At 59.5% G+C, this 12466-nt stretch carries 14 protein-coding genes and 1 riboswitch; of the genes, 8 read left to right on the top strand and 6 right to left on the bottom strand.

The features are described from left to right. Window positions 1-71: 71 nt before the first annotated feature. The 4 genes from gcvP to DA915_RS07475 all read right to left on the bottom strand — a co-directional run bounded on the left by gcvP (window position 72) and on the right by DA915_RS07475 (window position 5111). On the bottom strand, window positions 72-2936 hold the full coding sequence (gcvP, locus tag DA915_RS07460) for an aminomethyl-transferring glycine dehydrogenase (protein ID WP_107675527.1): 2865 nt from the start codon (window positions 2934-2936) through the stop codon (window positions 72-74). Beyond that, a complete protein-coding gene (gcvH, locus tag DA915_RS07465) occupies window positions 2936-3298 on the bottom strand; it encodes a glycine cleavage system protein GcvH (protein ID WP_045016075.1) in 363 nt (120 codons plus the stop codon). The genes gcvP and gcvH overlap by 1 nt, the downstream gene beginning before the upstream one ends. Window positions 3299-3326: 28 nt before the next feature. Continuing rightward, complete coding sequence (gene gcvT, locus DA915_RS07470; RefSeq protein WP_107675528.1) at window positions 3327-4466, bottom strand: glycine cleavage system aminomethyltransferase GcvT; 1140 nt, start codon at window positions 4464-4466, stop codon at window positions 3327-3329. A gap of 154 nt (window positions 4467-4620) precedes the next feature. Next, window positions 4621-4708: riboswitch (glycine riboswitch) on the bottom strand. A gap of 217 nt (window positions 4709-4925) precedes the next feature. Then, window positions 4926-5111, bottom strand: coding sequence for a DUF3008 family protein (locus tag DA915_RS07475; RefSeq protein ID WP_003502682.1), 186 nt, complete (start codon window positions 5109-5111; stop codon window positions 4926-4928). A 165-nt stretch (window positions 5112-5276) separates the two neighbouring features. Here DA915_RS07475 and DA915_RS07480 point away from each other — a divergent pair, with 165 nt between their 5' ends. Beyond that, the gene (locus DA915_RS07480; RefSeq protein ID WP_223568418.1) at window positions 5277-5666 is read left to right on the top strand and encodes a hypothetical protein; all 390 of its coding nucleotides are present in this window, start codon (window positions 5277-5279) and stop codon (window positions 5664-5666) included. Between the two features lie 87 nt (window positions 5667-5753). Next, window positions 5754-6728 carry a copper chaperone PCu(A)C gene (locus tag DA915_RS07485; protein ID WP_107675529.1) on the top strand — a complete coding sequence of 325 codons (975 nt, stop codon included), beginning with the start codon at window positions 5754-5756 and terminating at the stop codon, window positions 6726-6728. A gap of 223 nt (window positions 6729-6951) precedes the next feature. Here DA915_RS07485 and DA915_RS07490 read toward each other — a convergent pair whose 3' ends face one another. Continuing rightward, window positions 6952-7272, bottom strand: coding sequence for a hypothetical protein (locus DA915_RS07490; protein WP_060724170.1), 321 nt, complete (start codon window positions 7270-7272; stop codon window positions 6952-6954). 201 nt (window positions 7273-7473) lie between these two features. On the opposite strand from DA915_RS07490, the gene crcB reads away from it, so the two are divergent. From crcB to DA915_RS07520, 6 genes are all read left to right on the top strand, one after another. Then, entirely contained in the window at window positions 7474-7851 is a 378-nt protein-coding gene (gene crcB, locus DA915_RS07495; RefSeq protein ID WP_003502690.1) for a fluoride efflux transporter CrcB, read from the top strand. Window positions 7852-7916: 65 nt separating this feature from the next. Beyond that, window positions 7917-8906, top strand: coding sequence for an RluA family pseudouridine synthase (locus DA915_RS07500; RefSeq protein WP_003502691.1), 990 nt, complete (start codon window positions 7917-7919; stop codon window positions 8904-8906). A 5-nt stretch (window positions 8907-8911) separates the two neighbouring features. After that, window positions 8912-9577, top strand: a complete 666-nt coding sequence (locus DA915_RS07505; protein ID WP_107675530.1) for an HAD family hydrolase — start codon at window positions 8912-8914, stop codon at window positions 9575-9577. Between the two features lie 29 nt (window positions 9578-9606). Further along, window positions 9607-10401: an ATP12 family chaperone protein gene (locus tag DA915_RS07510; protein WP_107675531.1), complete on the top strand. Its 795-nt coding sequence runs from the start codon at window positions 9607-9609 to the stop codon at window positions 10399-10401. A gap of 60 nt (window positions 10402-10461) precedes the next feature. Beyond that, the gene (locus tag DA915_RS07515) at window positions 10462-10950 is read left to right on the top strand and encodes a hypothetical protein (protein ID WP_003502694.1); all 489 of its coding nucleotides are present in this window, start codon (window positions 10462-10464) and stop codon (window positions 10948-10950) included. Window positions 10951-11154: 204 nt separating this feature from the next. Beyond that, window positions 11155-11544 (top strand): RidA family protein, encoded by a 390-nt coding sequence (locus DA915_RS07520; protein WP_003502695.1) that lies wholly within the window; start codon window positions 11155-11157, stop codon window positions 11542-11544. A 60-nt stretch (window positions 11545-11604) separates the two neighbouring features. On the opposite strand, the gene fghA is transcribed toward DA915_RS07520, so the two are convergent. Further along, window positions 11605-12438, bottom strand: coding sequence for an S-formylglutathione hydrolase (fghA, locus tag DA915_RS07525; protein WP_099085427.1), 834 nt, complete (start codon window positions 12436-12438; stop codon window positions 11605-11607). Window positions 12439-12466 lie beyond the last annotated feature (28 nt).

The raw sequence follows: 12466 nt of genomic DNA on the forward strand, positions 1-12466 counted from the left end.
GAAATGTTGTCGCCGCAACGGAAAAGGCCCGGATCGCTCCGGGCCTTCGTATGTTGGTTTGCACTGATGCCTTATTCAGCCGCTTCGGCATAATCCTCCATCGGCGGGCAGGTGCAGATGAGGTTGCGGTCGCCGTAGACATTGTCGATGCGGTTGACCGGCGACCAGTATTTGTCGATGCGGAAAGCGCCGGGCGGGAAGCAGCCCTTTTCGCGGCTGTAGGGACGATCCCACTCGCCGACCAGGTCTTCCACCGTGTGCGGTGCGTTCTTCAGCGGATTGTTGGTCTTGTCCGCACGGCCTTCCTCGATGTCGCGGGCTTCCTCGCGGATCGCCAGCATGGCATCGCAGAAACGGTCGATTTCCGCTTTGGTTTCGGATTCCGTCGGCTCGATCATCAACGTGCCGGCCACCGGCCAGCTCATGGTCGGCGCATGGAAACCGCAATCGACGAGGCGCTTTGCAACATCGTCCACCGTCACGCCGCAGCTGTCCGCCAGCGGGCGGGTGTCGATGATGCACTCATGCGCCACGCGTCCCGTTTCGGACTTGTAGAGCACGTCGTAAGCGCCCTTCAGCCGCTCGGCGATATAGTTGGCGTTGAGGATCGCCACCTTGGTCGCCTGCGTCAGCCCTTCGCCGCCCATCATCAGGCAATAGCTCCAGGAAATCGGCAGGATCGAAGGCGAGCCGAACGGGGCAGCCGAAACCGCACCTTCACGACCGTCCGTCGTCGGATGGCCGGGAAGGAAAGGAGCAAGATGCGCCTTGACGCCAATCGGCCCCATGCCCGGACCGCCGCCGCCATGCGGAATGCAGAAGGTCTTGTGCAGGTTGAGGTGGGAAACGTCCGAACCGATATCGCCGGGACGGGCAAGGCCGACCATGGCGTTCATGTTGGCGCCATCGAGATAAACCTGTCCACCATGCTTGTGGGTGATCTCGCAAATCTCGCGAACCGTCTCCTCGAACACGCCGTGGGTGGACGGGTATGTGATCATGCAGCACGAGAGGTTTTCCGCATACTGCTCTGCTTTTGCACGGAAATCATCGATGTCGATGTCACCATTGTCCCGCACCTTCACCGGCACCACTTTCATGCCGACCATCTGCGCGGAGGCTGGATTGGTGCCATGCGCCGAGGTGGGAATGAGGCAGACGTCGCGATGTGTGCCGCCATTGGCAAGGTGATAGTTGCGGATGGTCAGAAGCCCCGCATATTCCCCCTGCGCGCCGGAGTTCGGCTGCATGGAGAAGGCGTCGTAACCGGTGACCGAGCACAGCTTTTCGGAGAGATCGTCGATCATCTCCTTGTAGCCGAGCGCCTGATTGGCTGGCACGAAGGGATGGATGTCGGAGAATTCCGGCCAGGTGATCGGCAGCATTTCCGCAGTTGCGTTCAGTTTCATGGTGCAGGAACCGAGCGGGATCATCGAGCGGTCGAGCGCCAGATCGCGGTCCGAAAGACGGCGGATGTAACGGGTCATCTCGCTTTCGGCACGGTTCATGTGGAAGATCGGATGCGTCATGTACTGGCTGGTGCGCAGCAGTTCCTTCGGCAGACGATATTCCGGCTCGAAATCCGAGATCGAGAAATTGCCGCCAAACGCGCGCCAGACCGCCTCAAGCGTTGCCGGGCGCGTGCGCTCGTCAAGGCTCATGCCGATCTTGGTCGCGCCGACCTTCCGCAGGTTCACACCTTCCGCGACAGCCGAGCGCAGGATGACGCCCTGCATGTGACCGACTTCGACGGTGATCGTATCGAAGAAGGTCTCCGGCTCGATCGTGTAGCCGAGCTTTTCCAGACCCTTGGCCATCAGCACGGCCTTCTGATGGGTCTGCTGGGCAATCGCCTTGATGCCCTGCGGGCCGTGGAAGACGCCGTACATAGAGGCCATGACGGCGAGCAGCACCTGCGCCGTGCAGATGTTGGAAGTGGCCTTTTCACGACGGATATGCTGCTCGCGGGTCTGCAGCGACAGGCGATAGGCGCGATTGCCGCGCGCATCGACCGAAACGCCGACAAGACGGCCGGGCATGGAACGCTTATGCGCATCCTTGACGGCCATGTAAGCCGCATGCGGGCCACCGTAACCGACCGGAACGCCGAAACGCTGCGAAGTGCCGATGGCGATATCTGCGCCCATTTCACCGGGGGATTTCAGCAGCGTCAGCGCCAGAAGATCGGCGGCGACGGCGGCGATGGCGCCGGTCTGGTGCAGGCGGGAAATCAGGCCGGAGAAGTCGCTGACATGGCCGTGGGTGCCCGGATACTGGAAGATCGCGCCGAACACGTCGACCGGATCGAGATCGGTGAACGGGTTGCCGACAATCACCTTCCAGCCAAGCGGGGCTGCACGGGTCTCGATCAGCGCGATGGTCTGCGGATGGCAATTGGCATCCACGAAGAAGGCGGTCGCTTTAGATTTGGCGACGCGCTGGCACATGGCCATTGCTTCGGCAGCGGCCGTCGCTTCATCGAGCAGCGATGCGTTGGCGACATCGAGGCCGGTCAGATCGCAGACCATGGTCTGGTAGTTCAGCAGCGCCTCAAGACGGCCCTGGCTGATTTCCGGCTGGTAGGGCGTATAGGCCGTGTACCAGGCCGGGTTTTCCAGAATATTGCGCTGGATGACCGGCGGCGTGATCGTGCCGTAATAACCCTGACCGATCAGCGAGGTCAGCACCTGGTTCTTGTTGGCCGTTTCGCGCAGGCGGTCGAGCGCCTCGCGTTCGGTCAGCGCGGCACCCCAGGTCAGCGGCACCTTCTGGCGAATGGAGGATGGAACGGTGGCGTCGATCAGGGCGTCGAGGCTCTTGTAGCCGACGACCTTCAGCATGTCAGCCATTTCCGACGGCGACGGCCCGATGTGACGCCGGTTGGCGAAATCATAGGGCTGATAGTCGGTGAAATGAAATTCCGTGGGCGTCGTCATTACGCGATCAGCTCCTTGTAGGCTGCCTCGTCGAGCAGCGTATCGGCATCCGCGACGTTGGAAAGCTTCAGCTTGAAGAACCAGCCGGCACCCTGCGGGTCCGAATTGACCAGCGAGGGGTCGTCAACGATGGCCTGGTTGATTTCCACCACTTCGCCATCCAGCGGACAATAGACATCGGAAGCCGCCTTGACGGATTCAACGGTCGCTGCGTCACCATCCTTGGAGAAGGTGGCGCCCACTTCCGGCAATTCGACGAAGACGAGATCGCCAAGCTGTTCAGCGGCGTGGCTGGTAATGCCAACGGTGGCGATATCGCCTTCGAACTTCAGCCATTCGTGTTCTGCGGTAAATTTCAGCATCGTATTCTCTCCGGAGATGGGATGAAGATTATCGTTTGTAGGTGGGCTTGATGAAGGGCAGGGCAGCGACGGTGACGGGCAGGTATTTGCCGCGCACTTCTGCAAAGATCGCCGTACCGGGAGCCGTGTAGGCCGTTGGCACGTAACCCATGGCGACGGGACCTTCGACCGATGGGCCGAAGCCGCCGGAAGTCACTTCGCCGATTTCCGTCTTGCCCTCGGCATCCGCGAAAAGCTTGGAATGGCCACGCACCGGTGCCTTACCTTCGGGCTTCAGGCCGACGCGGCGGCGCGATGTACCGTCTTTCAGTTCGCCGAGAATGCGTTTCGCGCCCGGAAAGCCACCTTCGCGATCGCCACCTTCGCGGCGCGCCTTCTGGATCGCCCATTCGAGCGAAGCTTCGATGGGGGAGGTCGTGGTGTCGATATCGTTGCCATAAAGACAAAGGCCCGCTTCGAGACGCAGGCTGTCACGCGCGCCGAGCCCGATCGGCTCGCAATCGGGATGTTCGAGCAGGGCCTTGGCGATCTCTTCCGCCTTTTCGGCAGGCACGGAGATTTCAAAGCCGTCCTCGCCGGAATAACCGGAGCGGGAGACGATGCAGGGGACGTCGTGCAGCGGAATTTCCAGCACGTCCATGAACTTCATTTCGGAGACGCCAGCCCACAGTTCTGCCAGAACCGCTTCCGCGCGCGGTCCCTGCAGCGCGATAAGCGCCCGGTCGTCGAGAAGGGTTATCTCGCAGTCGCCGGAAAGATGCGCCTTCATATGGGCGACATCGGCGTGTTTGCAGGATGCGTTGACGACGACAAAAAGATGATCGCCGCGATTGGTGATCATTAGGTCGTCGAGGATGCAGCCGTTTTCATCGGTGAAGAAACCGTAGCGCTGGCGGCCTTCCTTGAGGCCGAGAATGTCGACCGGCACCAGCTTTTCCAGCGCAAGTGCGGCATCGGCATTGTTGCCGGATTTCGCCTTCAGGATCACCTGGCCCATATGGGACACGTCGAACAGGCCGGCGGAGGTACGGGTCTGAAGATGTTCCTTCAGAACGCCGGCCGGATATTGAACCGGCATGTCGTAACCCGCGAATGGCACCATGCGGGCGCCAAGCGAAAGATGCAGGGAATTGAGCGGCGTGATGTCAAGCTCGGCGGTATCGTCCAAGGACGCCTCCAGGGTTGCGCGAAAGATCGCGCGGGCTCAGGTCATGACGCGAGAAACGCGCCGGGTTCAAGAGCCCCCTCTGTCCTTGTCGCCTGAGATTGTTATCCCTTCGGCGAGCCGTCCTTATGAAAGGTGGCTTCTCTCCAGAGTTCCGTCGTCACCGCTGGTCCTTTTGCCTGAGAGTTTCCGGGGCGGTTGCTCCTTCGGCACCGCATTGAAGCGGTTTCTCCCAACGATGATGCGACGCTCATTATCTTCGAAGGCCCGTTATTGGCAAGGACGAAATGACGCATCTGAACAGATTTTTGCTCCATCTGCGCCATCGACATCTATCCTGTCCGGTATGACGGTTTTGAGACCGCGTTTCGTACCCGTCGGAATAGCCCGGTCAATGCCGCTCGCATGGGCGCGATGAGGCTTTTCTAGCGCATGGATTTGGGCTGGCGAGAAAAGGTGTTTCTAATCGGATTTTTTCTCCGGCAGGCCTTTGCGTTTCGTCGAAGCGAAATCCTCAAGTTCCTTTTCTGTCATAGACTTCTCCATGCTTTTTGAAGCACCTTGTAAACTGGATTTATTCGTCTCACCCCGTTTGGCGGCGAGTGCGGCGCCGGCGGCTTTCTGCTGGGCTTTCGATTTGGCTGGCATGTCGGATCTCCCTTGAAACGGTGGTTCCGACGGGGAAATGCCGCCTTGCGGCGATTGTTCCCTTGCAACTGTTAAGCCTGCGGCAAAATTCCCCTTTGAAATCGGCGGGAAAGCGGGATATCGCATGGGATTATGGATGCAAATCAAAAACGACGACTGACAGGGATGGAGAAGGTGCTTCGCATTTTCTGCGCGACCCTGATGTTGTCGCTCGGTTTTGCCCACAAGCCAGCACTTGCCGTCGCCCCGGAGGTTGCACTCGACGAGAGCTACCGGCTTCCGGATGGCACCTTTGCCGAAATCTGCCTCGGCCACGCCGGCGGTTTGAATGCCTCCCACACCAAGGACAGCCCGGCCCATTCGGGTGACGCTATCCTCTTCTGCGAGGCGTGCCTGCTGGCATCGTCCATTCTTCTGCCCATGCCCGATACGGAAGGCTGGCTGAAGACCCAATTTGCCTGGCTCGACAATCGTCTCTCTGCGGAATGGAGCTTCCGCTCCGTCCTGACGATCCAGCAACCCGCCGCGCGCGGCCCGCCACCCCAGTCCGCCTGATTTTTCGTTTTAACGGGATAATCGCCGTCTTTGGCGGCACGGAGCGGCTGCGCAGACCCAGAGGGTAGCAGTCGCAGGGACAAGCAAATGAAAACCACCAAGATCATCACCTGCGGCCTTTTCGTCGCCTCGGTTTCGACTGCACAGGCTTTTGCCCATGCCACATTCGTTGAGGGTTCGGCCGAACAGGACAGCACCGTCGTTGCGGCCCTTCAGGTGCCGCATGGCTGCGACGGCGGTCTCGCCACCACCGAAGTCCAGATCAAGCTGCCGGAAGGCTTCATTTCCGCCAAGCCGCAGCCCAAGGCCGGCTGGGAGCTGGAGATCATCAAGGGCGACTACCAGAAGGTCTATAAGAACCACGGCAAGGAGATCAAAAGCGGCCCGATCGAAATCCGCTGGAAGGGGGGCAACCTCCCGGACGAGTTTTACGATACCTTCGCGGTGCAGGGTAAGATTTCCGGTATCGAAGCAGGGCACGACCTGCCCTTCAAGGTAACGCAGCTTTGCGGTGACAAGGGCAAGGTATCCTGGGATGAGGTCGCGGCGGCCGGCGTCGATCCCCATTCCCTGAAAAGCCCGGCGCCGACCATCAAGGTTGCGGCCAAGGCGCATGCGGGCGGCCATGATCATGCCAGCATGAGCATGGATATGGATGTCGTGAAGGGCGGCAGTCTCGAAGTGTCTGGCGGCACGACCAAGGCCATGTTGCCGGGCCAGCCCGTGGGCGGCGGCTATGTGTCGATCAAGAATACCGGCGATAGCGACGACAAGCTGGTCGGCGTTGAATCCTCGGCTGCCGGTCGTGCCGAAATCCATGAGATGGCCATGGTCAACGACGTCATGAAAATGCGCAAGCTGGATGACGGCATCGTCATTCCCGCAGGGCAGACAGTGGAGCTGAAGCCCGGCGGTCTGCACATGATGTTCTTTGATGTAAAGAAGCCCTTTGCCGAAGGCGACAAGGTGCCGGTGACGCTGATCTTCGAAAAGGCCGGCAAGGTCGACATCGTGCTCTCCGCTGGCGCAGCCAAGGGCGGCAGCGACCACAAGCATAATTGACCAATGAAAAGCGGCTACCGGAACGCGTGACAGGTCCGGTAGCCGCAAATTTTTCATATATTGTATTTGTTCTTCAGCGCCGTGATGGAAAAAGGGAGAGGGCATCTGCCATCGCGATTTTCCGGAACTCGGTCGAAAATATCTAGAAAATCAAGCTGACACCAAGCTGAACGCGAATGTCCGTTCGACGTGGTCAAGAGGCCGAGAAACCAAATTAAGATACCTATATATCGGTATGATCTAACACATCATTTCTGGGTTTTTGCGTGGTGCTGTTTTCCTCATAGGCCTCAACGGCCTGCTCCAGTGTCGCCTGCGGCTCGTGGCGCTGGCTGGCAACGGTCAGGAAATAGAGCGTCAGGGCGGGTGGCTTGATCACCGTCATCATGCCGCGCAGCTGGAAGTCATCCCCACCTTCGGCCTTGCGCGCCAATTCGTGAATGGCCTCTTCCACTTCGCTTTTGCGCGGAACGCGCTGCGATGGCTTCACGGCTTCCAGCGCATAGGCTGCCGTATTCGCGGAAACAGAAAGAACCTGTGTCATCCAACCCCCGGCAATTGTCGCCGACCCTTAAAAAAGCGAGATTAGCAGCCGCATCTTGTTGGAAGGCTAAATCGCGACGCTACAATTTAATCGTATTTTAATGGACGAAGACGCCTGCCAAAGGGCTTTCGTCCGCTGTGCCCTTGGTCTAGAAATGCGTCGGACTTCACAGGTCCGGTAATTTCCGGAGATACCATTCCCATGATCAATATCGCTCTTGTCGCGACAGGCGGCGCCATCGGTTCCGTGTTTCGTTATCTGGTCGGCGTCTGGAGCGTGCGGCTGGCCGGGCCCAATTTCCCCTGGGGAACGCTTGCGGTTAATGTGGTCGGGTCTTTCCTCATCGGTCTGCTGGTCGAGCTTGTGGCGCGGCGGCTGAACGCCTCGATGGAAATGCGCCTGTTTCTCGTCACCGGCGTGCTCGGCGGCTTCACGACATTTTCTTCCTTCTCGCTCGATGCGGTGGCGCTTTTCGAACGCGGTGCGCTCGGCCTTTCGGCCGTTTACGTCCTTGCAAGTCTTGTGGTTTCCATTGCCGCGGTTTTCGCCGGGCTGGCCTTGGGCCGCAACTTGTTCTAAAGGCTTGATCCAAACGGCGCGCCGAACAACGGGCGCGCGATCAAGACAGAGAGACTGGAAATTTCATGGCAGGTATCGAGCATATCAAGGTCGGGGCCGACGAGGCCGGTATGCGCCTCGATCGCTGGTTCAAGATTCACTATCCGGGACTTGGTTTCGGGCAATTGCAGAAGCTGTTGCGATCCGGACAGGTGCGCGTGGATGGCGGCCGGGTGAAGACGGACGCGCGGGTGCAGCCGGGACAGATGGTGCGCGTACCGCCGGTCGATTCCGATCTCAAAGTCAAAAGCGGACCGATCGGATCAAGGGATCTCAAACATTCGGAAGACGCGGAACTTCTGGCGCGCATGCTCTTGCATGAAGACGACAAGGTTTTCGTTTTCAACAAGCCGGCCGGCATTGCCGTTCAGGGCGGTTCCGGCGTCAACCGCCATATCGACGGGCTTCTGGAAGCCTGGACCAGCCCTAAGGGCGAAAAGCCGCGTCTGGTGCACCGCCTCGACCGCGATACCTCTGGCGTGCTGGTGGTTGCCCGCACCCGCGGTGCTGCGCAGAAGCTGACGGCCGCCTTCCGCGAGCGCGATACCAAGAAGACCTATTGGGCGCTGGTCAAGGGCGTGCCGCGCAAGCACCAGGACAAGATTTCTACCTGGCTGGTCAAGGAACAGACCATGGATGGCGACCGCATGCGTATCGCCAAGCATGGCGAGGAGGGGGCCGATCACGCCGTTTCCTATTACCGTGTCATCGATACCGCCGCGCAGAACCTCGCTTGGCTGGAGATGGAACCCTATACCGGCCGCACCCATCAGCTCCGCGTTCACGCGCTGCATATGGGCCACCCGATCATCGGTGATCCCAAATATTATATCGACGATCCGAACTGGGATTTCCCCGGCGGCATCCAGAAGCGCCTGCATCTGCATGCGCGCCATATCGACATTCCGCATCCGAATGGGGGCCGGCTTCGGGTCAGCGCGCCTTTGCCGCCGCATATGGTGCAGACCTGGAACCTGCTCGGCCTCGACGTGGCCGATGGCGACAGGGAAGACTGAAAGCGATGAAGCTCGTTCTTTTCGATTGCGACGGCACACTGGTGGACAGCGCCGGCCTGATCCATGCGGTCATGGTCGAAACCTTTGCCGATTTTGGAAAGCCGCGGCCTGGTATCTCGCAGACCAAGGCGATCATCGGGCTGACGCTGGATATCGCCATCGCCCGCATGCTGGGCAAGACGCATGTGGATGAGGAGGCGCTGGCAATGACGCAGCGTTACAGGGAAGTTTATCATCCCCTGCGCGAGCGTCCCGAAATGACGACGCCGCTCTTCGACGGTATCGCGCCGCTGATCGACACGCTTTCGAAACGGGACGATGTGCTGATTGGCGCGGTGACCGGCAAGGGAAGGCGAGGGCTCACCCATATTCTCGAAACCCACGGCTTTGCCGAACACTTCATCGTTTCGCGCACTGCGGATGATTGCCCGTCAAAGCCGCATCCGGCCATGGTCATGGAGTGTTGCCACGAAACCGGCATGGTTCCGGCCGATACTATCGTGATCGGCGATGCGGTCTATGACATGCAGATGGCCAAGGCTGCGGGCGCAAAAGCGATCGGCGTCGCCTGGGGTTATGCTTCCGTCGATGAACTCTGGACGGCGGGCGCAGATGCGGTAGTCAGCCATCCGCGTGAAATTCCGGCCTATGTTCCTGCCGATAATCTCTAACCTTTCTATCCGACTGATGAGGACGTGCCATGCGTGATCTCCTGAACGACCTTTCGGAGGGCCTGAGCCACCCCGACCCGATCCTGCGCGCGCAAATCCAGATGCAGAAACCTTTGCCGAAGCGGTTCTACAAGGATGTCACCGTCGGAGAGGTGGAGGAGGGTGGCTTTGCCATCCTTCTCGATGGCAAGCCGCTGCGCACGCCCGCCAAGAAGAATCTGACCGTCCCGTCGCACGCGCTGGCTGAACTGCTTCGCGATGAGTGGGATGCCCAGAAGGAGGTGGTGAACCCGGTGGTCATGCCGGTATCGCGCCATGTGAATACCGCCATCGATGGCGTCGCCAACGACACCCAGGCGGTTTTCGAGGATATCCTCCGGTTTTCTTCTTCCGATCTTCTTTGTTACCGCGCCGGTGACCCGGAAGCGCTGGTTGCGCGACAGACGGACCATTGGGATCCCGTGCTGGACTGGGCGGCCAATGTGCTCGGCGCGCGCTTCATTCTCGTTGAAGGCGTAATGCATCAAGACCAGCCACGCGAAGCCATCGCGGCTTTCGCGGTAACGCTGAAGAAATATGACACACCGATCGCACTTGCCGCTCTTCACACCATGACGTCGCTGACCGGCTCCGCCATTCTGGCGCTTGCGCTGGCGGAAGGGCAGCTGACGCAGGAGGAAGCATGGGCGCTTGCCCATCTCGATGAGGACTGGACCGCCGAGCAATGGGGGGAGGACGAGGAGGCGCTGGAGCGCCGCGCCGTGAGGCTTGTCGACATGCGCGCGGCACTCAATGTTCTGGAGTCCCTGAAGAGCGCTTCTTAACGCTTTTCTAACCCTGATGGCCGAATATGCGGTTACCTCACGTAAGGGGAGCCGCTGATCATGATCACCACGCTGAAACGCCTTGGCATTCTTGTGCTGGCGTGTTTCACGCTCATGTCTTTCAGGCTGGAACCGCAAGCGACCAATACCGACCGGCTGCTTTACGATGTGCGCGGCGCATTCGTCGCCGCCCGCCCGGATGTCGCTCCGGCGCTGATGCAGTCCATTCATGCGCAGGTGCAGAATGCGATCAAGACCACGGCGCGTGGAGAGACCCGCCCGCGCGTGGTGCTGACCATCCGTCTCGCATCCGTTACGCGCGGCCCCTTCCTGTTCGGAGAAAGGGCGTCGGCCAAGGTCATCGTCCGCGCCGCCGCCGTGGCGACGGGAGAAGTGATCGCCGAAGCCAAATTCACCGCCACTGTCGTCAGCTTCGACAATCAGTCTATCGAGCAGGAACTCGCCTATGGCGTTGCAGAACGGGTGATCCGCGAATTCAGGCTCAGCCGATCCGGCCCGACGACGCTTGCGACGGCGCTCTTCCCGTAACGTCCGCGGAAGCGGTGGCACAATCACGATGCGTCGTTTCTCAATGTCGCGCCACCATTGGTTCCGCGTGTCGCACTCACATACATCGCGTATATTTATTTGACATACGCAGTGTATGTTCCTATCTCGCATACGCAACGTATGTAAACTGGACGCTGACGCTATAGAGCGCGGCATCGTCACTCAGCTGAAAGAGAGATGGAAATGAGTAAACGCGAAGCAATTTTTCCCGCCCACAGGCACGCGCTTTACGAAGAGCATGGCTACTCTGCTGCCATCAAATCCGGTGATCTGCTATTCGTTTCCGGCCAGGTCGGCAGCCGTGCCGATGGAACGCCTGAACCTGATTTTGAACGGCAGGTCCGGCTGGCCTTCGAAAATCTCAAGGCAACGCTCGAGGCGGCGGGCTGCACTTTCGACGACATTGTGGATATCACGACGTTCCACACGGATCCGGAAAACCAGTTTGGAACGATCATGACCGTCAAGCAGGAGATTTTCAGCCAAAAGCCTTACCCGAACTGGACCGCTGTCGGCGTCAACTGGCTCGCGGGCTTCGATTTCGAGATCAAGGTCATTGCCCGTATCCCTTAATAGCGGGTCAAACCTGAAACGGCGGCGCTCACAGGGCGCCGCCGGCTTGCTTCTCCACCCTTATCCAAGCCGCTCGGCATGCCATTTCAGATGGTCATCCATGAAGGTGGAAATGAAGTAGTAGGAGTGGTCGTAGCGGTCATGCATGCGCAACGTCAGGCTGATATCCGTGCCCTTGATCGCCTCTTCGAAGAGCCAGGGACGCAGGCCTTTTTCAAGGAAACTATCAGCCTTGCCCTGGTCGATCAGGAACTCGGGAAAACGCGCGCCATCCTCGACCAGCGCACAGGCGTCGTATTGACGCCATGCGGCCTTGTCCGCACCGAGATATTTTTCCAGCGCCGGTTCTGACCAGTCGGCTGACGAGGGAGCCACGATCGGTGCAAAGGCAGAGCAGCTTTTGAAACGGCTGGGATTCTTGAGCGCCATGGTCATCGCGCCATGGCCGCCCATCGAATGGCCGAAAATACTCTGGCGGCTCATATCCGCACGGAAATGCTGGCCGATGAGGGCGGGCAGTTCTTCCGTGACATAGCTGTACATCTGGTAATGCTCGGACCAGGGTTCCTGCGTGGCATCGAGATAAAATCCGGCGCCCTTGCCCATCTGCCAGTTGGTCAGTTCGTCCGGCACGTCATTGCCGCGCGGGCTGGTGTCCGGGCAGACGATGATGAGCCCGAGTTCGGCGGCCATGCGGCGATATTCGCCTTTTTCCATGACGTTGGCATGGGTGCAGGTGAGGCCGGAAAGATACCACAGAACGGGGCAGGGCTCATGGATCGCCTTCGGCGGCACGTAAACCGCAAAGGTCATCTCACATTTCAGGGTTTCCGATACGTGCGAAAATACGCCCTGCATGCCGCCAAAGGCCGTATTTTGCGAAATGATGTTCATGAAGACATTCCTTGTGAAAAAATCCGGC

It is taken from the genome of Agrobacterium sp. LAD9, assembly GCF_003031125.1.
GTDB lineage: Bacteria > Pseudomonadota > Alphaproteobacteria > Rhizobiales > Rhizobiaceae > Agrobacterium > Agrobacterium radiobacter.

Bases quoted from the DNA above. Each gene is read 5' to 3' on its own strand.
- DA915_RS07510 (WP_107675531.1), top strand. From the start codon at position 9,607: ATGCGTGATCTCCTGAACGACCTTTCGGAGGGCCTGAGCCACCCCGAC.
- crcB (WP_003502690.1), top strand. From the start codon at position 7,474: ATGATCAATATCGCTCTTGTCGCGACAGGCGGCGCCATCGGTTCCGTG.
- gcvP (WP_107675527.1), bottom strand. From the start codon at position 2,936: ATGACGACGCCCACGGAATTTCATTTCACCGACTATCAGCCCTATGAT.
- DA915_RS07505 (WP_107675530.1), top strand. From the start codon at position 8,912: ATGAAGCTCGTTCTTTTCGATTGCGACGGCACACTGGTGGACAGCGCC.
- DA915_RS07490 (WP_060724170.1), bottom strand. From the start codon at position 7,272: ATGACACAGGTTCTTTCTGTTTCCGCGAATACGGCAGCCTATGCGCTG.
- DA915_RS07520 (WP_003502695.1), top strand. From the start codon at position 11,155: ATGAGTAAACGCGAAGCAATTTTTCCCGCCCACAGGCACGCGCTTTAC.
- gcvH (WP_045016075.1), bottom strand. From the start codon at position 3,298: ATGCTGAAATTTACCGCAGAACACGAATGGCTGAAGTTCGAAGGCGAT.
- DA915_RS07500 (WP_003502691.1), top strand. From the start codon at position 7,917: ATGGCAGGTATCGAGCATATCAAGGTCGGGGCCGACGAGGCCGGTATG.
- DA915_RS07475 (WP_003502682.1), bottom strand. From the start codon at position 5,111: ATGCCAGCCAAATCGAAAGCCCAGCAGAAAGCCGCCGGCGCCGCACTC.
- DA915_RS07515 (WP_003502694.1), top strand. From the start codon at position 10,462: ATGATCACCACGCTGAAACGCCTTGGCATTCTTGTGCTGGCGTGTTTC.
- DA915_RS07480 (WP_223568418.1), top strand. From the start codon at position 5,277: ATGGAGAAGGTGCTTCGCATTTTCTGCGCGACCCTGATGTTGTCGCTC.
- fghA (WP_099085427.1), bottom strand. From the start codon at position 12,438: ATGAACATCATTTCGCAAAATACGGCCTTTGGCGGCATGCAGGGCGTA.
- DA915_RS07485 (WP_107675529.1), top strand. From the start codon at position 5,754: ATGAAAACCACCAAGATCATCACCTGCGGCCTTTTCGTCGCCTCGGTT.